Here is a 20,926-nt window from a genome sequence, read left to right as displayed (position 1 = left end):
TGTTCGCCGCGCTCGTCGGGCCGGAACCATGGTCTTCGGGGGGCACGGCCTTCACGGGGAGTGCAGGCGCAGGACCGCGTGCTCGGCCCAGTCCGGCGGCCGGGTCAGCCGGGAGACCGCCATCATCGTCGCGAACGCCAACGGGATCGTCCACGCCGCCGGCTGCGCCAGCAGCACCGTCGCCCACCCCGGCGGGGTCGGCAGCAGGATCGACCACCCCACCGCCCCGGTCGCCGTCACACCGCCGACGATCAGGCCGGACGCGGCACCGGGCAGGGTCAACCGCCGCCACCAGATCCCCAGGACCAGCAGCGGGCAGAACGTCGACGCCGCCACCGTGAACGCCCACACCACCAGCACGTTGATGTCGATCGCCTCGGCCGGCAGCGCCAGCAGCACCGCCACACAGGCGCCCACCGCCACCGCCAGCCGCAACCGCGGCACGCTCCCCTGGAACAGGTCGTGCGACAACCCGCCCGCCAGGGCCAGCAGCAACCCCGACGACGTGGACAGGAACGCGCCGAACGCGCCCGCCGCCACCAACGCCGTCAGGATCGTGCCCGCCGAACCCGGCACCGCCTGCGCGGGCAGGACCACCGCCACCGTGTCGGTGCCCTGCAACAGCACCAACTGCGGGGTCAGCACTCGACCGAGCAGCCCGTACACCACCGGGAACAGGTAGAACAGGCCGAGCAGCGCGATCACGCCCACCGCCACCCGGCGGGCGGTGCGCGCCGTCGGACTGGTGTGGAAGCGCATGATGACGTGTGGCAACCCCATACAACCGAGCGTGATCGCGAGCAGCGTCGACCACGTCTCGAACAGCGGATACCCGCCGGAGTCCAACAGGGGCGTGCTCCACCGCTCACCGCCCAGGTCCGGCAGCCCCTGCGGATGGGGCACCGCCGCCCCCTCCGGGAACACGTAGCGGGTGCCCTCGGACGCGGTGTGGTCGCCGGCGGCCAGGTCGATCGTCGTGCCGTCCGGAGCGGTCACCGTCACCGGTTCGTCCAGACCGAAGCGGGTGTCGACGGTGAACTCCACCGGCGTCGTCTCCGGGAAGTGCGTCCCCCACTCCGGATGCAGCGCCTGGGCGCGCACCTCCGGACCCGCGTACGCGACCAGGTAGATCGCCGGCACCGCGATGAACAGCAGCTTGATGACGTAGTGGAACGCCTGCACGTAGGTCGCCGAACGCATCCCGCCCGCGGCGATCGACCCGCTCACCACGATCCCGGCCAAGAGCACGCCCACCCAGTACGGGGTGCCGCTGACCAGGGCCAGCACGACGCCCGCGCCCTTGAACTGGGGCACCAGGTACAAGAGCATGATCACCAGCACCACGAAACCGCACAGTTTGCGCAGCCGTGGCGCTCCCAGCCGGTACTCGGCGAAGTCCGGCACCGTGAACGCCCCCGACCGGCGCATCGGCCCGGCCACCAGCGCCACCACCGCCACGTAGCCGGCGCAGAACCCCACCGCGTACCACATGGTGCCCAGGCCGTTCTTGAGCAACAGCCCCGCCAGGCCCAGCACGGAGGCGGCCGACAGGTACTCGCCGGCGATCGCCATGGCGTTCCAGTTCGGCGACACCCGTCGTGAGGCGACCAGGAAGTCCGAGGTGGAGCGGGCCGCGCGGACACCGTAGATGCCCACGACGAGACTGGTGACCACGACGAGTCCGATGGCCAGGACGGAGATCACGGGGTCGTGTCGTCCTTCCCTCGTCCGACCTCGGCGCACTCCTCGGCGCGTTCGGCCGTCCGCACGTGCCACAGGGCCAACAGGAACAGCAACGGGTACACCGCCACCACCAGAAGCAGCCACGACAGCGGGACCCCGCCCAAACGCACCTGGGTCAGCACCGGCCAGAGCGCGAACGACCCGCTCATCCCGAACAGCAACAGCGACAGCAGTGACACCGTGCGCACCGCAGCCCGTCGCTGGATCCGGAACAGCCGTCGCGCCGCCTCGGTGTCCACCGGTTCCGGGATCGGCAGCAGATGCTGGGCCGGGCGGTTGCCCCGCGCCAACGCGATCCGGGTCTGCGGGCTGGTCAGCTTCTCCCGTCGCGGGCTCATGGCGTCTGCCGGGGCGGGTGCTCGGGGTCGCCGTCCCCGGCCCGGGGCGCCTGGGCGTTGGCCGCGCGCCCCAGCTGGTCCCGTCGTGCCGCCTCCAGCAATCGGGAGCGCAGGTGACGTCCGTGCCTGCGGCTCACCGGTACGTCCCCGGCCGGGGTGCCCGCCACCAGACCGGCGGAGGAGGTCACCCGCAGATCGCGCACCCACGGGATGGCGATGAGGAACCCCCGGTGCACCCGGACGAACCCGGCCGACGCCCACACCTCCTCCAGGTACGACAGCGACAACCGGATGAGATGGCCCCCATCGGCGGTGTGCAGCCGCACGTAATCGCCCTGGGCCTCGACGAACTGCACGTCGTCGCGTTTGACGAACACGGTCCTGCGCCCCGTGTCGATCTGCACCACGTGCAGATCCTCCGCCGGCGGGGCGGCCTCCTCGGGGCGGCGCAGTTGCGCGATCCTCCCCACCGCCTCGGCCAGCCGTTCCGGGCGGATCGGCTTGAGCAGGTAGTCCACGGCGCCGATGCCGAACGCCTCCACGGCGTGCGCCTCCGACGCCGTCACGAACACGATCGACGGCGGTTCGGACATGACGCTCAACACCCGGGCCACGTCCATGCCGTCCAGCCCTGGCATGAGGATGTCCAGGAAGGCCGCGTCGATGCTCTCCACCCCGAGCAGACGTACGGCGGCGGCCCCGTTGTCGGCCACCAGTACCTTCGCCACCTCGGGCATGTCCCCCAACAGCGACGCCATCTCCTGCCGCGTGGACGCCTCGTCCTCCACGACCAGGACCCGGAGCGCGGGCTTCACTGCGCCACCACCCCCCGGGTGAACCTCGGTACGCGCACGGTCACCTTCGTCCCTTCCCCCAGCGCGGTCTCGATCACCAGACCGTACTCGGGTCCGTAGACGGCCCGCAGCCGCTGGTCGACGTTGGCCAGTCCGATGCTGCGCGATTCGGGTCCGGTGCCCGCCAGCAGGGACCGGGCCAGCTCGGGGTGCATGCCCACCCCGTCGTCCTCGATCTCGATGACGCACAACGGGCCCTCGCCGAACCCGGAGACGCTGATGTGCCCGCGGCCCTCCTTGCGTTCCAGGCCGTGCCGGATCGCGTTCTCCACGATGGGCTGCACCACCAGGAACGGGATCGCGACCGGCAGCACCTCCGGGGCCATCCGCACGGTGATGTCCAGACGGTCGTGGAACCGCGCCCGCTGGAGTTCGAGGTAGGTCTGCACCGCCTCCAGCTCGTCGGCGACCGTGGCGTAGTCGCCCTTCTCGGAGAAGCCGTACCGCAGGTAGTCGGCGAAGTCCGACAGCAGGTGCCGGGCCCGATCGGGGTCGGTGCGCACCAGGGCCGCGATGACGGCGAGCGCGTTGTGCACGAAGTGCGGGGAGATCTGGGCGCGCAGCGTGCGCAGGTCGGCGGCGGCGATCCGGTCCCGGGCCCTGCGCAGCGCCGCGTGGTCCAAGGAGTCCGAGACCAGGGCGGCGGCCGCCTCCACGTCCGACTCCACCGGATCTCCGCAGGCCACCAGCGCCCCGGCCAGTTCGTCGGCGACCGTCAACGGGACGGCGCACACGGTGGTGCCGTCCCCCAGCCGGGTCCGGGCGTTGCCGCCGTACTCGAAGACCTGCGCGAGAAGGGATTCCACCTCTTCGGGATCCGGCCGTCCGCCGTGCCCCGCGACCGGCCCGTCCAGGTCGGCCAGGACGACGCCGTCGGCGGAGAGCAGCCGCCGCAGCCGTTTGGCGGCGGCGTGCACGCTCCTGCCGTGCAGACCGTCCCGGAGGTCGACGCCCAGAGCGTGGACCTGGCGCATCAGTTCGACGCTCGCCCGCTGCTCCGACGCCGCGGGGCGGCGACGCCGGGAGGGGGACAACCACGACGGCCACCGGTACGACACATGACGACGATATCCCAGCAAAGTGTGTCGACGCTCACGTTGCCCGGGTCACCTTTCGGTATCCGTCGGAATCTCCGTGTGGGCACGGGTCCGGAAGCGGGCCGGGCCCGCCATCCCGTGGGAATGGCGGGCCCGGTGGGGAGGGGATCGGGGGCGGTGACCTGGTGCCGGGGGAAGGGTGGACCCCCGGAGGGAGTGGCGGCCACCGATGGCCACCCCGGATCCCGTGTGGATCTCCTGTCAGTGGTCGGTGGCCTTCTCCGCGCCCGCGCCGGACAGGGCGCGGACCTGGAGCAGGGCGAACTTCTCGAAGTCCTGTTCCTTGGAGGACAGGGTTCCGATGACGGCGCACAGGAGACTGATCGGCACCGACACCAGAGCCGGGTTGGGCAGCGGGAACCAGGAGAAGTCCACGCCCTGGATGAGCGCGGTCTCGGACCCGGAGACCACCGGCGAGAAGAACACCAGGCCGACGGCGCTGATCAGACCGCCGTAGATGCCGGCCAGGGCGCCTCGGGTGTTGAAGCGCTTCCAGAACAGGCTCAGCAGCAGGGTCGGCAGGTTCGCCGAGGCGGCGATCGCGAAGGCCAGCGCGACCAGGAAGGCCACGTTGAGTCCCTGGGCGAACACCGCCAGGACGATCGCCACCGTACCGACGCCGAGGGCGGCGATCTTGGCGACCCTGACCTCCTCGGTGCCGGTCGCCTTGCCGCGACGGATCACCGCGTTGTAGAAGTCGTGCGCCAGGGACGACGAGGACGCGATGACCAGACCGGCGACGGTGGACAGGATGGCGGCGAAGGCGGCCGAGGCGATGACCGCCAGCAGGACCGCGCCCGCCATGTCGCCGCCGATGCTCTGGCCCACGGTCTGCGCCAGCTGCGGGGCGGCCGTGTTGCCCGCCGGGTCCTGTGCGCGGATGGCCTCGTGTCCGACCAGGGCGGCGGCGCCGAAGCCCAGCACCAGCGTCATCAGGTAGAAGGTGCCGATGAGACCGATGCCCCAGTTCACCGACTTACGGGCGCTCTGAGAGTCCGGGACCGTGTAGAAGCGGATGAGGATGTGCGGCAGGCCCGCCGTACCCAGCACCAGGGCCAGGCCCAGGCTGATGAGGTCGAGCTTGTTCCACATGGTCTGGAGCGGGTCGCCCGCGACCTCGACGCCGTAGCGCAGGCCCGGCTCCAGGAAACCGTCCTGGCCGCTGGCCTGGGCTGCGTCACCCATGAGGGCGCCCAGGTTGAAGCCGTACAGGGCCAGGGTCAGCACCGTCAACAGGGCGGCACCCGACATGAGGATGACGGCCTTGACGATCTGCACCCAGGTGGTGCCCTTCATGCCGCCGAAGGCGACGTAGACGGTCATCAGCAGGCCGACGACGACGATGCCGGCGATCTTCGCGGTGCCGGCGTCCATGCCCAGGAAGGTCTGGCCCTCCTGGATGCCCAGGAGCAGGGCGATGAGCGCGCCCGCGCCGACCATCTGCGCCAGGAGGTAGAAGATCGACACCACGAGCGTGGAGATCGACGCCGCGGTGCGCACCGGGCGCTGCTGCATCCGGTAGGAGAGCACGTCGCCCATGGTGTAGCGGCCGGAGTTGCGCAGCAGTTCGGCGACGAGCAGAAGCGCGACCAGCCAGGCGACGAGGAAACCGATGGAGTACAGGAAGCCGTCGTAGCCGAACAGGGCGATCATGCCGGCGATGCCGAGGAACGAGGCGGCGGACATGTAGTCGCTGCCGATCGCCAGGCCGTTCTGGAGCGGGGAGAAGCTGCGTCCACCGGAGTGGAAGTCGGTCGCCGACTTGGTCTGGCGGCTCGCCCACACGGTGATCCCGAGGGTGGCGGCCACCATGAGGGAGAACAGGATGATCGTGACGACGCGGGAGCCGTCACCGGCGGCGGCCTCTTGGGCGAAGTGCATCATGCGGAGCCCTCCTCCTTCTCTCGGAGGGCCTCGCGCACCTCGGCGGCGGCGGGGTCCAGGTGGCGGCGGGCGTAAAGGGTGTAGCAGATCGCGATGCCGAAGGTCGACGCGAACTGGAGCACCCCGAAGACGAGGGCCACGTTCACATTGCCGAAGAGCACCGTGCCCATGACGTCCCGGCCGAAGGCCGACATGAGGACGTACAGGAGGTACCAGGCGAGGAAGGCGATGCTCATCGGGAAGATGAACCGGTACAGCCTCTGCTTGAGCTGAAGGAAGCGCGGGTCGGAGTGCATGGCGATGGCCGCCTCCGCGCTCAGGGCCGCACCGTCGCCGTTGGGCGGCGGTGAGGCGTCCTTCGAGGACCGCTCGATCGTCATGGGTACTACCTCCGGGGGATGGTGGGACGGTGCGGTGTCAAGGCTCGATTTCTCGGATGTGACCTGTATTACTCGGCACTGTAAGCAGGCGCACTATCGAGCAGGAGGGGGTGCGCGTCCGCGCGCGCCGAACGCGGAGGTCGCGCGGCGAGCGGTCGCCCACCGCGCGATGAACGGTCGATTGAGGGGACGAACGGTCGGCCAACGGTCCCCGGGGGTGAGGGAGCCCTCCGACGGGGGCGGAAGGTCCCGCCCGGACGGGACGTTGTACCGTGCACACCATCACCGCCCGCGCCCTCGCGCGGGCCAGGTCCCGAAGGACCCCGGACGAGGTGCGCCGTACCCGGTCAGGACAAGACGGCGTGGAACATCCGTTCTCGTCGTGGAGGTGTGTCGATGGCCTGGCTCGTACTGGTGATCTCCGGTCTGCTGGAGACCGCGTGGGCGACCGCGCTCAGCGCGTCGAAGGGTTTCACCCGACCGTGGCCGACCGTCGCGTTCGGCGTCACACTGGTCGCCAGCATGGCGGGACTGGCCTACGCCCTGCGCACCATCCCGGTGGGCACGGGCTACGCGGTGTGGGTGGCGATCGGCGCCGTCGGCACCGCCCTGGTGGGCATGTTCTTCCTGGGTGAGGGGTTCAGCGTGCCCAAGGCGCTGTGCCTGCTGCTCATCGTGGCCGGGGTGGTCGGCCTCAAACTCCTGCACTGACCCCGCCTCGCGCCCGCACCCCTGACGAAGGTCAGGGGTGCGCCCCGTCGACCGGCGCTGTCGTCGGACGGGGGCCGCTTTCTACGGTTTGAAGGAATCGACCGTTGGAGGCGGAAATGAGGACACCGGTGGTGCGGAGCGCACCCGCCCTGCGCACCGAAGGACTGGTCAAGCGGTACGGAGAGGGCCCGACCGCGGTCACCGCCGTGGCCGGGGTCGACCTCGCCTTCCCGGCCGGCGGGTTCACCGCTGTCATGGGCCCCTCGGGCTCGGGCAAGTCCACCCTCCTGCACCTGCTGGCGGGGCTGGAACGTCCCACCTCCGGTCGGGTGTTCATCGAGGGGCGCGACCTGACCGGCTTGGACGATCGAGGGCTCACCCGTCTGCGCCGGGATCGGATCGGGTTCGTCTTCCAGAGCTTCAATCTGTTGCCCGCCCTCACCGCCGAGCAGAACATCCTGTTACCCCTGAGGTTGGCCGGACGCACTCCGGCCCCAGGAGCGCTCAAGACGCTCGTCACGACGCTGGGGCTCGGGGAGCGCCTTCGGCATCGCCCGAGCGCACTGTCCGGTGGCCAACGGCAAAGGGTCGCCATCGCCCGGGCCCTCATCACCGAACCGGCGGTCGTCCTGGCCGACGAACCCACCGGGGCACTCGACGTGGCCGCCGGCCGCGAACTGCTCGATCACCTGCGTACGGCCTGCGACGAACTGGGCCGGACCATCGTCATGGTCACCCACGACCCGCTCGCCGCCGCCCGTGCCGATCGGGTGCTGCTGCTGGCGGACGGAGCCCTGCACGGAGTCCTCCCACGGCCCGCTCCCCACGAGATCCTCAGCGCGATGGAGGGGGCCCGGTGATCACCCACGCCCTGGCCCGGTTGCGCGCGCACCCGGGACGGCGGTTCGCCGTCCTGATGGCGATCGTGATCGGTACGGCCTTCCTCGCCGCCACCGCCGTCTTCACCGCCACCTCGGCGGCCGGGCTCCGCGCCGTGGCCGCGGCCCCGCTCAACACGGCCGACGTGGTGGTGGACCACGATCCGGAGAGCGCCGACCCCGAGCCCGACTGGGCGGCGGAGGTCACCGCGCATCCCGATGTCGTCGCGGCCACCGCCTTCCACGCCCGCACGCGGCAACTGGTCACCGAGGAACGCAGGGCCATCGCCAACGTCTACTCCCTGGCCGCCGAACCGTCGCTGCGCTGGTTCGACCTGGAGGAGGGGCGCTGGCCCGCGTCGCCCACCGAGGTCGTCGTCGACACCGAGACCCTGGAACAGGCCGGGCTCGCCCTCGGCGACCGGATCCGGCTCAGGGACACCGCTCCGAGCGTCGGGGGGCCCACCGCCGCGGGGACGGGTGAGAAGGCGACCGACACGGCCGACGACGGCACGGCGGCCTCCACCGGGGCGTTCGGCGGACCCGGTGAGGCCGAGGTCACCGTCGTGGGCGTCACCGACCTCGGGTTCCGGCCGCTCACCGGCGTGCGGTACCGCCTCTACGCCACGGAGGGGTTCTTCGCCGGTGACATCCCGTCCACCGTGCTGGCCCGGGTGCGCCAGGGGGCCTCTCCCGAGGCGACGGTCGCCGACCTCAACGCGACCCTGCCCCCCGGGCTGTCCGCCATGACGGCTGTGGAGCAGGCCGAACTCGCCGCCGATCGGTTCGCGGGCGGTTCTCGACAGTTGGACCTGGTCCTGCTCGTCTTCGGCCTCATCGCTCTGCTCGCGGCGGGTATGGTCATCGCCGGTGCCCACACCGTCCAGCTCGCCCGGCTCCGCCGCGACATCGCCCTGCTGCGCCTGGTGGGCGCCCGGCGAGGACAGGTTCGCGGGCTCATCGTCACCGAGGCCGCCGTCGTGGGTCTGCTCGGCTCCCTGCTCGGGAGCGCCGCCGGGGTGGGCCTCGGGTACGTCGGCGCCTCTCTGACAGGCCTCACCGGGGTGGGACTGCGCGTCTTCCCGCTCGCCCTGGTCGGGGTCGTGTGCGCGGGTGTCCTCACCACCGTGTGCGCGGCCTGGGCGCCGGCGCGTCGGGCCGCCGCCGTACCGCCGATCGAGGCGCTGCGCGCGGCCGACCCACCACCCGGTATCCCTACCCGGCCGGTGCACCTGGTGGGCGCGGCGGCGGCCCTGGTCGGGGGGACGGTGATGTCCGTCGGCGCGCTCGTCGGCGTTCTGCCGATCGCCATCGGCGCAGGGTTCCTCGGAGCAGTCGGCCTGCTCTCGGTGCTGCGTCCGGTCCTGGCCCGCCTCATGGTGCTGGTCGCACCGATCCTGGACCGGTGCGGCGGGGTCGCGGGACTGGCCGGGGCGAACCTGGTACGCGACCCCGGTCGGGCGGCCACCTCCGCCCTCACCCTGGTGTTGGGCCTCGGGCTGATCTCCGCACTGCTCACCGCCGCCACCACCGGTCGGGCCACCATCGACGCGGACCTCAGGAACCGCTACCCGGTGGACGTGAGCGTCCGGGTGGACACCGGGTCGATCTCCCCGGACACGGAACGGGTCATCGCCGACATCGAGGCCCTCACCATGGTGGAGAAGGTGCGCACGTCCCGTACGGAGATCACCGGCCTGGGCGAGGTCACCCTGGTCGGGGTCACCCCGGAGCTGACGGCCGCGAGCGGCGCGCCGGCGCTCACCGGGGACGACGGCACGCCCGTCATGGTCGTCTCCAACGACCAGCTCGCCGGACTCGGGGTGGCATCGGGGCAGCGGGTCGCCCTCGCTCTGGGCGGAACCGAGCGGACCTTCACCGTGGTCACCGGTGCGCTGGCCACCGTCTCGGGGACCGCCGCCCCGGTCGTCGACGCCCGGGTCCTGGACACCTCGGGGGTGGACGTCGACCGGGGCATGGTGTGGGGTGTGGCCCGGGACGACGCAGACCGCGACGCCCTCTCCGAACACCTGGACCGGGTGGCCGCGGCCGATCCCTCCCTGGAGGTGGGCGGCGCGTCGAGCGAACGCCGCGACATCACCGGGATTCTCGACATGATGGTGAACCTGGCCTTGGCGATGCTGCTGGTGACCGTGCTCATCGCCACCCTGGGGGTGGCCGACACCTTGGGATTGTCCGTGGTGGAGCGGACACGGGAGTCGGCCCTGCTGCGGGCGCTCGGGCTGACCAGGGCGGGACTGCGCGGCACCCTCGCAGTGGAGGCGATGGTCATCGCCCTCCTTGGAGCCCTGCTCGGTGTGCTCATCGGGGTCCCCTACGGTCTGGCCGGAATCGCCGCCGTGGTCGGGGACACCGCGCCCCTGGTGGTGGCGGTGCCCTGGGCGGGGTTGGCGTCGATACCGGTGGCCGCCCTGGTCATCGGGATCATCTCCGCAGTGCTGCCGGCCCGTCGGGCGGCACGGACCGCCCCGGCCGCAGGGCTCGCCGCATGATCGTCCCACCGGCCCCGGGTCCACCGGGCGGGGGCCGACCGTTCCGGGACCCACCGGCTCAGATCCCGGCGACCCGGGGCTCACCACTCCAGGGCTCACCGGCCGAGGCTCCGCCGCTCCGGGTGCCATCGCCCCGGGGCCCGGTCGGTCTGTGAGCCGCCAACGCGTCCGTTCGGGCACCCTGGCAGGTCCCCGGCCGGCGGTGGTCCGGTACAGATCTTCCGAAGCTCGGGTTCTATCGGTCGGCGGGTCCCGTCACCCGGTCGGGAGGCTCGGTCGGGGCCCCGTGGACCGGGGTCAGCCCGGCCTCGTGTGCCAAGACCGCGGCCTCCACCCGGTTGCGCACCCCGAGCCGGGCGAGGATCGCGCTCACGTGTCCTTTGACGGTCCCTTCCACCAGGAACAGCCGCCGGGCGATGTCCCCGTTGGAGGAACCCTCCCCCAGGAGCGCCAGCACCTGCCGTTCCCTTTCGGTCAGCGCCGCCACCCGTGTCCGGGCGCGCAAGCGCTCCATCGATCGGTCCCGGTCCACCAGGGCGAGGACCCGCCGCGCCACCTTGGGGGACAGGAAGACCCCGCCCTCTGCGACGGCCCGCACCCCCAAGAGGAGCTCGTACGGGTCACCCGTCTTGAGCAGGAACCCGTCCACCCCGCCGGCGACCGCCCGGACCACGTACTCCTCCTCTCCGAAGGTGGTCAGCACCACCACCCCGGTTTCGGGGGCGGCACGCCGCAACTCCGCCAACGCGTCCAGGCCGTTCATGCCGGGCATGCGGATGTCGAGGAGCACCACGTCGGGGCGGTGGGACCGTGCCAGCTCCACCCCTCGGCGGCCGTCCTCGGCCTCCGCGATCACCTTGATGTCAGGGGCATGGGCGAGCAGCGCCCGTACCCCGGCGCGCACCATCGCCTCGTCGTCCACCAGCAGAACCCGGATCACCCGCCACTCCTCACCACACCTCGGCCGACACCAGGGTCTCGGTATCGAAGCACAACCGATAACGCCCGTACCCCTCGCCGAACACATCCGTTCCGACCCGGTAATGGCGACACTCCAACCCGGCCGGGTCCGGTGGTGGCGACCCGGTGTCGTGGAGGGGGCCCTGGTAGAGGTCGCGTTCGGGCAGGAGCGCCTCGACCTCCGACCGATCCCTTCCAGGGCGCAGCTCCTCGAACACCCATGGATCCAGCCCTGCCGTGGCGGCCTGGTGCGCGGCGAGCGACACCGTGATCGCGTAACCCATCAGGACCACCGCGATCGGAACCCCGATGAGCACGGTGATGGCCGCCCCGGTCCGCCGCCGGGCCCACCGGTGCGCGGCCTCTTCCGCGGCCACGGGGCCCATCCCATCCGACCCCGCCTCCGGCGCCGCATCTCGCCGCCGGGCACCCTCGACGGGGGCCGGCCGGCCCCCGTCCACGGTCGGCGAGGAGAACGCTTCTGCGGTCGGTCGAGGGGTGCCGTGCAGGGGGATCCGGGCGTGGACGGACCAGCCCGCCCCCTGCGGGCCCGCCTCTAACCGGCCGCCGAGCAGCCGCACCCTCTCGTCCAGGCCGGTCAGCCCCGTGCCTCCGCCCGAGGCGGAGCCGTCCCGGGTGGGGCTCCCGTCCCGAGCGGGTCCTCCACCTCGGGCAAGCCCTCCACCCTGGACGGCTCTTCCCGCCGGGGCGGGCCCCGCCGTGTCCGTCCGTGTCCCACCGGAGTCGGTCACCGTCACCCGCACCTCATCGCCGTCCTCCTCCACGAGCACCCGAACCGTGGCCCCGGAGGCGTACCTGGTCGCGTTGGTCAACGCCTCCTGGGTCACCCGGTGGACCGCCCGGTCCACCAGCGTCGGCAGCGGTCCGGTCGTCCCCGCCAACGTCACGTCCAAGCCTGCCGACCGGGCCCGGGACACCAGGGCCGGCACTCCGTCCCCTGCCGGGCCCAACGGGGCCGAAACCCCGCTGTCGGCGCGTAGCACTCCGACCGCCTCCAACAGGCGATCCGCCGCCCGCGCCGCGGCCTCGCGCAGCGCGCTCGCCGCGGCACGGCGCTCCTCCGGCAGGTCGGCCGCCATCTCCAAAGCCCCGGCCCGCAGCGCCAACAGGCTCAACTCGTGCCCCACCTCGTCGTGCAGGTCCTGGGCGATCCGCGAGCGCTCCCGCATCCGGGTCCGTTCGGCCATGAGCCTCGCTTCCCGTTCCAGGGTGCGCGCCCGCTCCCAGCCGGAACGCTCCAGTACGGCGTTGACACGCAGGTACGAGCCCACCAGCCAGGGCATCAGCACCGCGAACAACAGCAGGATCCCTCCGGTGCCCCAGAGCCCCACCGGCCCCCCGCCCACCAGGAGCCACCCGGCCCCGATGAACGCGCCGACCGCGTACACCACCGTGGCCGGTCGGGGGTCCGGTGACAGGCGTCCGGTGAGCAGCGCGGGCACCGGCAGGACCGGAACGAGGGCCGGCCATCGCACGGCCAGGACGGCGAGGACGACGACGCCGGCCAGTGCGACGTGTCCGAGCGGGACACGGGACGAGAGAAGGGCCATGTTCTGACGCTAGGTCGTACGTGCGGCCCTGGGCATCTGACGAAAGTCAGGGATGCGTCCCGTCGACCGGCGCCGGGAGCGGTCAGGGGGTGTCGGGGAGGACCACCCGGTGGGCCCCGGCGTACACGTTCATGGAGGTGCCGCGCAGGAACCCCACCAGGGTGATGCCCGCCTCCCGGGCCAGCTCCACGGCCAGCGACGACGGCGCCGACACCGCGGCGACCACCGGGACGCCCGCCATCCACGCCTTCTGGACCAGCTCGAACGACGCCCGCCCCGACAGCGCGAGCACCGCTCCCCGCAGCGGCAGCGCGCCCTCCCGCAGGGCCCATCCCACGGTCTTGTCGACCGCGTTGTGACGCCCCACGTCCTCGCGGACCACCAGGAGCCGGCCCCCGGCGTCGAACAGCCCCGCCGCGTGCAACCCGCCGGTGCGCCCGAAGATCCTCTGCTCCTCGCGCAGCCGTACCGGCAGTTCCGCCAACGTCGCGACGTCCACCCGGACCGGGTCGTCGGCCACCGGCCACCGTGCCCGCAGGCGCACCGCGTCCAGGCCGGCCTTCCCGCACAGGCCGCACGAGGACGTCGTGTAGAAGTTGCGTTCGAGCGACGTCTCCGGCAGCGGCACCCCCGGTGCCAGTCCCACGTCCACCACGTTGAACGTGTTGGACCCGTCCTCGGTGGCGCCCGCGCAGTAGCGGATCGCCCGCACGTCGTCGGCGGCCACCGCCACGCCCTCGCCGACGAGGAAGCCGGTGGCGAGGTCGAAGTCGTGGCCGGGGGTGCGCATGGTGACGGTCAGGGGATCTCCGTTGAGCCGTATCTCCATCGGCTCCTCGGCGACCAGGGTGTCGACCCGTTCGGTGGCGACCCCGTCCCTGATCCGCAGGATCCTGTCCCGTACCGTGACCCGTCCCACCGTCACCACCGCCCTCGTCCGCACCGCGTCGACGTCCGGTGCCCGTCCACGCTACCGGGCGGTCGACCGGCAGACGCCGCCATCGGCGCTCCGCTCCGGACACCCCTCGTCGACCAGGTACCGGCGCAGTGCCGAGTGGTCGTCGAAGCAGCTCCGCAGGGCGGTGTCGACCTGCTTCTCGTCGTACTCCGTACCGGGGGCGAACAGGGTGCGGGCGATCCGGTCGAGCACGCCCAGGCGCAGTGCGCGGCGGGTCGGCATCGCCGCCAGCCGGCCGTCCCGGAACAGTTCGTCCACGGGATCCCCGGGCCGGTCGGGCCGCTGGTCGCGCAGTGCGGTGGCGAACACGTCCGGCACCCATGTCATCCGGCCCTCCTCCTCGCGGACCAGGCCCGAGGAGGCCGACCGGGCCGGATGGCGGGCGGCGATCGGCCCCGCCGCCATCACCTCCTCGGCGGGCACACCGGCGGCCCCGGCGACGATCACGCGGGCGTACAGCTCCAACCGTTCGGGGTCGGCGAGGGCGGAGGCGACCTGTGTCGGGTGCGGCACGGTGGGCTCCCAGGGTCTCTCGGGCGCGTGTCCGGGCCCGGAGTCCCCGGACCTTCGGCGCGTCCGCACCCTAGGCCGTGTTCGGCGGATCGTTCCGGGGCGCGACCACGAGGCCGCCTCTCGCCGCTCCGCCTGTGCTCGGCCGGCCGACCCCGGGCCGACCCCGCCGGGCGTCTCGCGAGAGATCGCCTCAAGACCGCTCCCAGCACTCGGCGCACAAGCGCCGAACCCCTCGAAAGCATCCACCGAACACGCCTTAGGACGGTCGCTTCCGATCGGACCAGGGATTTTCGTCCCCGCCCGGATCAGGACAGCAGTTCCTCCACGACCCTGGCCACCCCGTGCTCGTGCGCGGGCGGGGCCACCCGCAGCCCCAACGCCGGATCCAGCAGCCCGGGGTGCCCACTGGCCATCGCGTACCCGGCCCCGGCCCATGTCAGCGCGGGCAGGTCGTTGGGCATGTCGCCGAAGGCCACGACCTCCTCGGCGGACACCCCCCACCGCTCGCACACCATCGCCAGGGTGCTGCCCTTGTCGACCCCCGAGGCGCTCAGCTCCAACAGTCCCGACCCGCCCGAGTACGTCACCTCGGCCAGCGCCCCCACGGCCTCCACGGCGGTCTCGTGCAGCAGGTGCACCGGTGTCTCCTGGGCCTGCACCAGCAGTTTGGTGATGGGCTTGGCCCGTGCCAACAGGGAGTCGGTGGAGTCGACCACCTCGCGCACCCAGTCGCGCGACATCCAGGGCGCGAGCCGGTACTCGGCGTCGTGGTAGAAGTCCGTCCCCGTCTCCACCCCGAAGCCCACGGTGGGCATGACACCGCGCAGCCTGGCCACCACGTCCCCCGCGGTGGCCACCTCCAGCGCCCGCAGCATCGGTTCGGCACCGGGCAGTGAGGCCACCGCGCCGTTGCCGCACAACACCGCCGAACAGGTGAACTGCGCGGCGATGTGCCGGGTGGTGCGCGGGGGGCGCGCGGTGGACAGGACCAGCTTCACGCCGGCGGCCACGGCTGCGGACAGGGCCCGGCGGTTGCGTTCGGAGACGCGACCGTCGAGGCCGAGGAGGGTGCCGTCGAGATCCGTCGCGATGACCCGGGGAAAGACCATGTGTCGAATTATGTCGGTCGCCGCCGACGCTCCGGAAGGCGGCCACCACCTCAGGTGATCAACGGAGGCATCCGTGGGCGCACCGCCGGAACACGTTCCACGATCCCGCCCCGGAACACCTCGTACAGGTCGAGCGACTCCAGGTGCACGTACCCGATATGGCAGTCGCACGTGGTCAGCGGGCATCCGCGCGGGCCGAGCCGGGCCCGGAACGAGCCGTCGTACAGGTTGCCCAGCGACTCGGAGACGAAGTGGCAGCGGCGCACGTCCCCGTCGCCGTCGACGGACAGCACACTGTCACCGGTCCGACAGGGCAGTCCTCCGCTGACGTGCGGGTGACGGCTGTAGTGGAAGTGCGGGTCGAGCGCCCGCCAGTCGGCCGCCTCGGCGTCGGTGTAGGTCCGTCCCTCGGCGGCGTTGACCCACAGGTACACCTCTTCGGGCAGGTCGGCGCGCATCCGCCGGGCCGCCGCCAGGTGCTCGGGCTCTCCCACCACCCCCACGCTGAACCGCACCCCCAGCTCCACCAGGCGCGTCGCCTTGGCCAGGAAGCGTTCGTGGGCGACCTGACCGGGGTGATAGGTGGTCCACAGCGCCACCGAGGAACGGTCGCAGTCGGCCAGCCACTCCACCCGGCCGCTCAGGTTGGTCTGGATCGCCACCCGTTCCACGTGCTCCAGCGCGCTCAACCGGACCAGCGCCCGCCGGTACCAGGACCGCACCAGGCCCTCGCCCCACGGGGTGAACAGCACCGAGATCCGGGTCCCGGGGTCCTCCCCGGCCCGCGCGGCCACCCAGTCCTCGAACCGCTCCAGGGCGGCCCGGTCCGCCCGCAGCGTCTCCGGGCCGTCGCGCCGCTTGGCGAACGGGCAGTAGGGGCAGTCGTAGTCGCAACTGGCCAGCGGCCCCCGGTACAGCAGTGTCAGGTGCGGCGGCAGCGGCCGCGCGACGTCGGCCGTCATCGGGCCTCGTACTCGGCCATGAGGGCGTTCACCCGTTCCGAGAAGAACAGGGGCCCGATCGCGTCGGAGTGCGCCAGCCCCTCCTCGGTCAGCACGATCCGCTCGGTGGAGTCCCCCGCGACCCAGCCGCGCCGGTCCAGCGCGGCGAAGAGCCCGGGGAAGTCGTCCCGGGGACTCCCGCCGAACCGGGCCGTGTACCCGGCCGTGTCCATCCCCTCGGCCCGCGGCAGCGACTGGAGCAGGTGGCGTCGCCGCCGCTCGTCCTCGTCCAGTACGAACCCCACCTCGGCGTGCGCGAAGTCGGCGGGGTCCCGGCCGGTGTAGTCGTCGATGATCGACCGCACCCTCCCCACCCCCACCGCGTAGTCGAAGGAGTAGTGCGTGGAGACGGTGTACGACCGGGCCCCGCATCCCAGGCCGACCATGCCGTCGGTCTGGCAGCAGTACTCGGGGCCCTCCACCGAGGGGGCGTCGGTCCGTCGGAACATCCGCATCGACACCTGTTCGTATCCGTGTTCGCGCAGGTGATCGCGGCCCTGTCGGTACAGGCCCAGCCGGTGGTCGTCCCACGAGCCGCCCCGTCGGCCCAACCCGGTGAGCGGTCGCACGTACAGCGGATAGAGATAGATCTCCTCGGGTTCGTGCTCCAGGGCGGTGTCCAGCGAGTACGCCCAGGTCCGTTCGTCCTGGCGGTCGATCCCGTAGATGAGGTCCACGTTGAGGTCGGCGGTGGTGTGCGCGCGGATCGCCGCCAGGGCCCGGTCGACCTCGGCGCGTCTCTGCGGTCGGCCTGCGGCGTGCGCCTCGGAGTCGATGAAGCTCTGCACGCCCATGCTGACCCGGGTGACCCCGCGCGCCTCCAACACCGCCAGGCGGTCGTCGGTGGCGGTGGCCGGCGAGGTCTCCACCGACATCGGGACGGCCGTCAGGTCCAGCCCGAACGCCGACTCCAGCACGTCGTAGACCCGGGCCAGCTCGTCGGCCTCCAGGTAGGTGGGGGTGCCTCCGCCCAGGGCGGCCCGCGCGAACCGGGTGCCCTCCGGCAGCACCCCCGCGACGGTCCGCGCCTGCCGCTCGAACGCGTCCAGGTAGGCGGCCACCTGTTCGGCGGGGGGCGTGGACCGGGTGAACAGGTTGCAGAACCCGCACCGCATCTCGCAGAACGGGATGTGCAGGTACAGCGACAGCGCCCGCACGTCCTCGTCCCGCCACAGGTCGGCGAGGAGCGGTCGCCGCCCGAACGGCCGGTAGGAGCTCTTGTGCGGATAGGCGTAGACGTAGGACCGGTAGGGGGAGTCGGGGGCCACGGGCTCGGTGGCCGGGACCAGGGACAGGGTCACGCGATCGTCTCCTCGGTGTCGGCGGGCACGGCGGGCACGGTGTACCCGTGGGGCAGGAAGAAGTGCGCGTAGGGCACCGTCCACACGACCTCGTGCCCGATCCGGTGCCCGACGTGGCCGTCCTCGCCGTAGGCGGTGCCGTGGTCGGAGCACACGATCGCGAAGCAGGGGCGGTGCGCGGCCATCGCCTCCAACAACGGCGGCAGTCGCCGGTCCACGTACTCCAGGGCGGCGGCGTGGCTCTCCCGGGTGTCCCCGGCCTCCGCGCTCGCCCCGGGCAGGTGGAACCAGTTGGGCTGATGCAGGGCGGCCACGTTGAGCAGCAGGAACAGCGGTCGCTCCACGGGTCGGGCCCGGGTGATCTCCACGGCCCGCGCCACCTGGTTCTCGAAGGAGCGCGGGTCGGCGACGCCGAAGGACTCCTCCCAGTGGCTCTCGGCGAACATGTCGGGGATCACCGATCCCACCGCCGACCTTCGGTTGAAGAACCCGGTGCCGCCGACGCACGCCGTGTGGTAACCCTCGGCGGCCAGGCCGGAGGCCAGGTCGGGGGTGTCGAACGTCCACGTGCGCGGGGCGGTGGACACGCTGCCGGGGAACGCGGCCGCGAACAGGCGCGGGTGCGGTCCGGGCGCGGCGGGTGTGGGCAGGAAGCCGGCGAGCATCGCCAGGTGGGAGGCGTAGGTGAAACTGCCGGGCGCGTGCCGCTCCTCCCACCGGCCGCCGGGCAGCAGCCGCGCCAGGTGGGGGACGCGCCCGGCCTCGGCCAGTTCGACGGCGACGTCGTACCGCAGGGTGTCCAGGGTGAGCAGCAGGATGTCGTGGCCGCCCACGACGGCGTTCATGTCGGGAAGGGTGGTGTCCATGGTGTCCTTCAGGATGCCCGGGCGGCCGGGGCCGCCGGGACGGGGTGGCGGCCGGTGTCCAGGGCGTGCAGTTGTTCGGCGTAGGTGTCGCGGCCCTCGTGCAGCACCCCGGGGATGAGGTCGCCGAACGCGTTGACCTCGCAGATCGCGAACGACCGCCAGCCGGGGGTGGCCATCAGGTCCACCCCGGCGTGCAGGGTGGCGAAGCACCCGGCGGCGGCCTCGGCGACGGCCATCGCCTCGTCCCAGCGGTCCGGGCCGACCTTCGCCCTCAGCGCCTCCAGGTCGCCGCGGGCGTTGCCCAGGTGCAGGTTGGTCATGGGGGAGTCGGAGGAGCGCACCACCACGTGGCGCGCCTTCCCCGCGGTCACGACCACCCGCAGGTCGATGGTCTTCCCGGCGAACCCGGCCTTGGGCACCCACCGCTCCACGTGCAGCCCGTCGGGGGCGAGGGCGTCCACCACGGCGGCGACGTCCTCCTCCCGGGTGTAGGTGCACAGCCGCAGGCTGTTGAACAGGGCGGGGCGGCCCTCGCCGTCCCGGGTCAGGTGGGCGGAGGTGACGGCGCTGACGCGGCCCCCCGGGGCGGTGGCCAGGGCGATCACCCCGGACGCGGACGAGCCGTGGGCGGGTTTGACGAACACCCGGCGCCAGCGGCGCTCCTCCATGGCCTCCCGCAGCGCCCGGTAGTCCCCGACGGGACCGGCCAGCGCGGGCGGCACCGGCACTCCGGCGGCCTCCAACCGGGCGTGGCAGCGGCGCTTGTCGCACATGACCACCAGGTCGTCCACGTCCTGGAGCAGGTGCGCGCCGGGGGCGGCGGCGACCGCCTCGGCGAGCCGGTCCAGCGCGGACCGGAACCCGGCGTGGTGGTCGCCGGTGCCCTCGGCCCGGTAGGGGTCGGGGTCGCGGTCCCAGCCGCGCAGCGACCGCTCGGTGGCGACATCGCCGCCGGGGGAGTCCACCCGGACCAGGGCGTCGTCGGGCACCTCCACGGGGCCGGAGGCCAGGTCGCGCCAGGGCAGCACGACCGGCTCGGTCCACCCGGAGGCCGCGGCGGCGGCCCGGAACAGCTCCAGCCGCCGGCCGCCGGGGACGCCGACCACCACCAGGGGGCGTTCGCGGATCACTCGGAGACCGCCGTGTAGTAGTGGAGTTCGCCGTCCCACTTCTCGGGGGTCTGCGGGGCGGACAGGTTCACGCGCACACCGGGCAGGGCCGCGCCGATCTCCGTCCGCACCTCCTCGGACAGGAAGTGGTGGTGCAGGTCCAGCAGCTCCAGGTGGGCGAACGCGTCGGCGTGCTCGACGATCGCGCGGCCGCCCTCGTCGGTGAGGTCGCCCAGCCCGAGGCCCAGCGACCGCACCCGTTTCAGCACCGCCGAACGCGCCAACGGGGCGATCCAGGAGTCGACGCCCTCGGTGTTGAGCAGGCCCAGGTACTCCAGTTCGGGGAACGCCTCCCCGGTCAGCAGGGGCGTCAGGTCCTCAGGTGCGGCACCGCCTCCGTACTCGTCGGCGCCGAGCCACAGCTCCAGGCGTCGCAGGCCGGGCAGGCCGGAGGCGCACACGTCGCGCACCACCTCGGGGCGCAGGCCGCCGCTCTCCACGGTCAGTTCCCGCAACCACCGGTGTTCGGGCAGGCGCAGGCCCAGGGTCCCGGAGCCGCCGCGCACCACCAGTCGGCGCAGCTTCGGGAACGCCGACACGAGGGGTGCCAGGTCGGACAGGTCGATCCAGGAGATCTCGTTCTCCGCCTGGAGGATCTCCCCGAAGAACAGGGACCTCAGCTCCGGCCAGTGCGGGGCTCGCTCGCGCAGCTCCCCGGCGACCAGCGCCGCGTCCATCTCCCCTTTCTCGTCGGGGGTGTGGCCGACGACGAGGGCGCGCACCCTCTGCGGGGGGACCAGTTCCACGAACCGGTCCAGGTACTCGCTCAGGGTCTCGAAGGGACGTCCCTTCCCCCGCGTGGTGAAGTGGTAGGGCGGCGGGACCGTGCGCAACCGCCAGGCGAAGGAACCCGGGTCGGCCAGGGCCCGGAAGAGGGGTTCGTGGGAAGGGGGGAGTTCGGCGTGGGGCTCACCGCGGTTGCGCGCCCAGCGCATGGCGGTGTCGAAGTCGTCGCGGATGCTCTCCCAGGAGGTGAACTCCGCGACGGGAAGCCCGGCGAACTCGGTGATGTGGCGGGTATTGGGCATGATCCATTCCGTAGGGGCCGAGCGGTCGGGGGTACTCGGGTTCGTCCTCGTC

General features: G+C 72.5%; 19 protein-coding genes and 1 riboswitch. Of the genes, 3 read left to right on the top strand and 16 right to left on the bottom strand.

What is annotated here, in order from left to right:
- Positions 1-51: 51 nt before the first annotated feature.
- The 6 genes from PWG71_RS04830 to PWG71_RS04805 form a co-directional block, all read right to left on the bottom strand.
- Positions 52-1,704: a sodium/solute symporter gene (locus tag PWG71_RS04830; RefSeq protein WP_274808285.1), complete on the bottom strand. Its 1,653-nt coding sequence runs from the start codon at positions 1,702-1,704 to the stop codon at positions 52-54.
- Positions 1,701-2,081 carry a hypothetical protein gene (locus PWG71_RS04825; RefSeq protein ID WP_274808284.1) on the bottom strand — a complete coding sequence of 127 codons (381 nt, stop codon included), beginning with the start codon at positions 2,079-2,081 and terminating at the stop codon, positions 1,701-1,703. The genes PWG71_RS04830 and PWG71_RS04825 overlap by 4 nt, the downstream gene beginning before the upstream one ends.
- On the bottom strand, positions 2,078-2,896 hold the full coding sequence (locus tag PWG71_RS04820; protein WP_274808283.1) for a LytR/AlgR family response regulator transcription factor: 819 nt from the start codon (positions 2,894-2,896) through the stop codon (positions 2,078-2,080). The genes PWG71_RS04825 and PWG71_RS04820 overlap by 4 nt, the downstream gene beginning before the upstream one ends.
- The gene (locus tag PWG71_RS04815) at positions 2,893-3,909 is read right to left on the bottom strand and encodes a sensor histidine kinase (RefSeq protein ID WP_274808282.1); all 1,017 of its coding nucleotides are present in this window, start codon (positions 3,907-3,909) and stop codon (positions 2,893-2,895) included. Before PWG71_RS04815 ends, PWG71_RS04820 begins: the two co-directional genes overlap by 4 nt.
- 324 nt (positions 3,910-4,233) lie before the next feature.
- A complete protein-coding gene (locus PWG71_RS04810) occupies positions 4,234-5,913 on the bottom strand; it encodes a solute symporter family protein (RefSeq protein WP_274808479.1) in 1,680 nt (559 codons plus the stop codon).
- Entirely contained in the window at positions 5,913-6,296 is a 384-nt protein-coding gene (locus tag PWG71_RS04805; RefSeq protein WP_274808281.1) for a DUF485 domain-containing protein, read from the bottom strand. The genes PWG71_RS04810 and PWG71_RS04805 overlap by 1 nt, the downstream gene beginning before the upstream one ends.
- Before the next feature lie 304 nt (positions 6,297-6,600).
- A riboswitch (guanidine-III (ykkC-III) riboswitch) is annotated at positions 6,601-6,663 on the top strand.
- Positions 6,664-6,692: 29 nt separating this feature from the next.
- Here PWG71_RS04805 and PWG71_RS04800 point away from each other — a divergent pair.
- From PWG71_RS04800 to PWG71_RS04790, 3 genes are all read left to right on the top strand, one after another.
- A complete protein-coding gene (locus tag PWG71_RS04800) occupies positions 6,693-7,007 on the top strand; it encodes a DMT family transporter (RefSeq protein WP_274808280.1) in 315 nt (104 codons plus the stop codon).
- A 116-nt stretch (positions 7,008-7,123) separates the two neighbouring features.
- On the top strand, positions 7,124-7,867 hold the full coding sequence (locus tag PWG71_RS04795; protein ID WP_446724977.1) for an ABC transporter ATP-binding protein: 744 nt from the start codon (positions 7,124-7,126) through the stop codon (positions 7,865-7,867).
- Complete coding sequence (locus PWG71_RS04790) at positions 7,864-10,398, top strand: FtsX-like permease family protein (RefSeq protein WP_274808278.1); 2,535 nt, start codon at positions 7,864-7,866, stop codon at positions 10,396-10,398. Before PWG71_RS04795 ends, PWG71_RS04790 begins: the two co-directional genes overlap by 4 nt.
- Before the next feature lie 235 nt (positions 10,399-10,633).
- On the opposite strand, the gene PWG71_RS04785 is transcribed toward PWG71_RS04790, so the two are convergent.
- The 10 genes from PWG71_RS04785 to PWG71_RS04740 form a co-directional block, all read right to left on the bottom strand.
- Positions 10,634-11,338 (bottom strand): response regulator, encoded by a 705-nt coding sequence (locus tag PWG71_RS04785; RefSeq protein WP_274808277.1) that lies wholly within the window; start codon positions 11,336-11,338, stop codon positions 10,634-10,636.
- Positions 11,339-11,348: 10 nt separating this feature from the next.
- The gene (locus PWG71_RS04780) at positions 11,349-12,929 is read right to left on the bottom strand and encodes a sensor histidine kinase (protein WP_274808276.1); all 1,581 of its coding nucleotides are present in this window, start codon (positions 12,927-12,929) and stop codon (positions 11,349-11,351) included.
- Positions 12,930-13,011: 82 nt separating this feature from the next.
- Positions 13,012-13,848 carry a formate dehydrogenase accessory sulfurtransferase FdhD gene (gene fdhD / locus PWG71_RS04775; RefSeq protein WP_274808478.1) on the bottom strand — a complete coding sequence of 279 codons (837 nt, stop codon included), beginning with the start codon at positions 13,846-13,848 and terminating at the stop codon, positions 13,012-13,014.
- 51 nt (positions 13,849-13,899) lie between these two features.
- Positions 13,900-14,400, bottom strand: coding sequence for a DUF2087 domain-containing protein (locus PWG71_RS04770; RefSeq protein WP_274808275.1), 501 nt, complete (start codon positions 14,398-14,400; stop codon positions 13,900-13,902).
- Between the two features lie 305 nt (positions 14,401-14,705).
- Positions 14,706-15,509, bottom strand: a complete 804-nt coding sequence (locus tag PWG71_RS04765) for an HAD family hydrolase (protein ID WP_274808274.1) — start codon at positions 15,507-15,509, stop codon at positions 14,706-14,708.
- Positions 15,510-15,559: 50 nt separating this feature from the next.
- Positions 15,560-16,471, bottom strand: a complete 912-nt coding sequence (locus tag PWG71_RS04760) for an STM4011 family radical SAM protein (protein ID WP_274808273.1) — start codon at positions 16,469-16,471, stop codon at positions 15,560-15,562.
- Positions 16,468-17,811: an STM4012 family radical SAM protein gene (locus PWG71_RS04755; RefSeq protein ID WP_274808272.1), complete on the bottom strand. Its 1,344-nt coding sequence runs from the start codon at positions 17,809-17,811 to the stop codon at positions 16,468-16,470. The genes PWG71_RS04760 and PWG71_RS04755 overlap by 4 nt, the downstream gene beginning before the upstream one ends.
- Positions 17,808-18,677, bottom strand: a complete 870-nt coding sequence (locus PWG71_RS04750) for an STM4013/SEN3800 family hydrolase (protein ID WP_274808271.1) — start codon at positions 18,675-18,677, stop codon at positions 17,808-17,810. Before PWG71_RS04750 ends, PWG71_RS04755 begins: the two co-directional genes overlap by 4 nt.
- A gap of 8 nt (positions 18,678-18,685) precedes the next feature.
- Complete coding sequence (locus tag PWG71_RS04745) at positions 18,686-19,807, bottom strand: STM4014 family protein (RefSeq protein ID WP_274808270.1); 1,122 nt, start codon at positions 19,805-19,807, stop codon at positions 18,686-18,688.
- A complete protein-coding gene (locus tag PWG71_RS04740) occupies positions 19,804-20,874 on the bottom strand; it encodes an STM4015 family protein (protein ID WP_274808269.1) in 1,071 nt (356 codons plus the stop codon). The genes PWG71_RS04745 and PWG71_RS04740 overlap by 4 nt, the downstream gene beginning before the upstream one ends.
- Positions 20,875-20,926 lie beyond the last annotated feature (52 nt).

It is taken from the genome of Nocardiopsis sp. N85, from assembly GCF_028882275.1.
Lineage (GTDB): Bacteria > Actinomycetota > Actinomycetes > Streptosporangiales > Streptosporangiaceae > Nocardiopsis > Nocardiopsis lambiniae.
The sequence above is the reverse complement of the archived record's forward strand: the minus strand, read 5'-3'. Positions and strand labels throughout refer to the sequence as shown.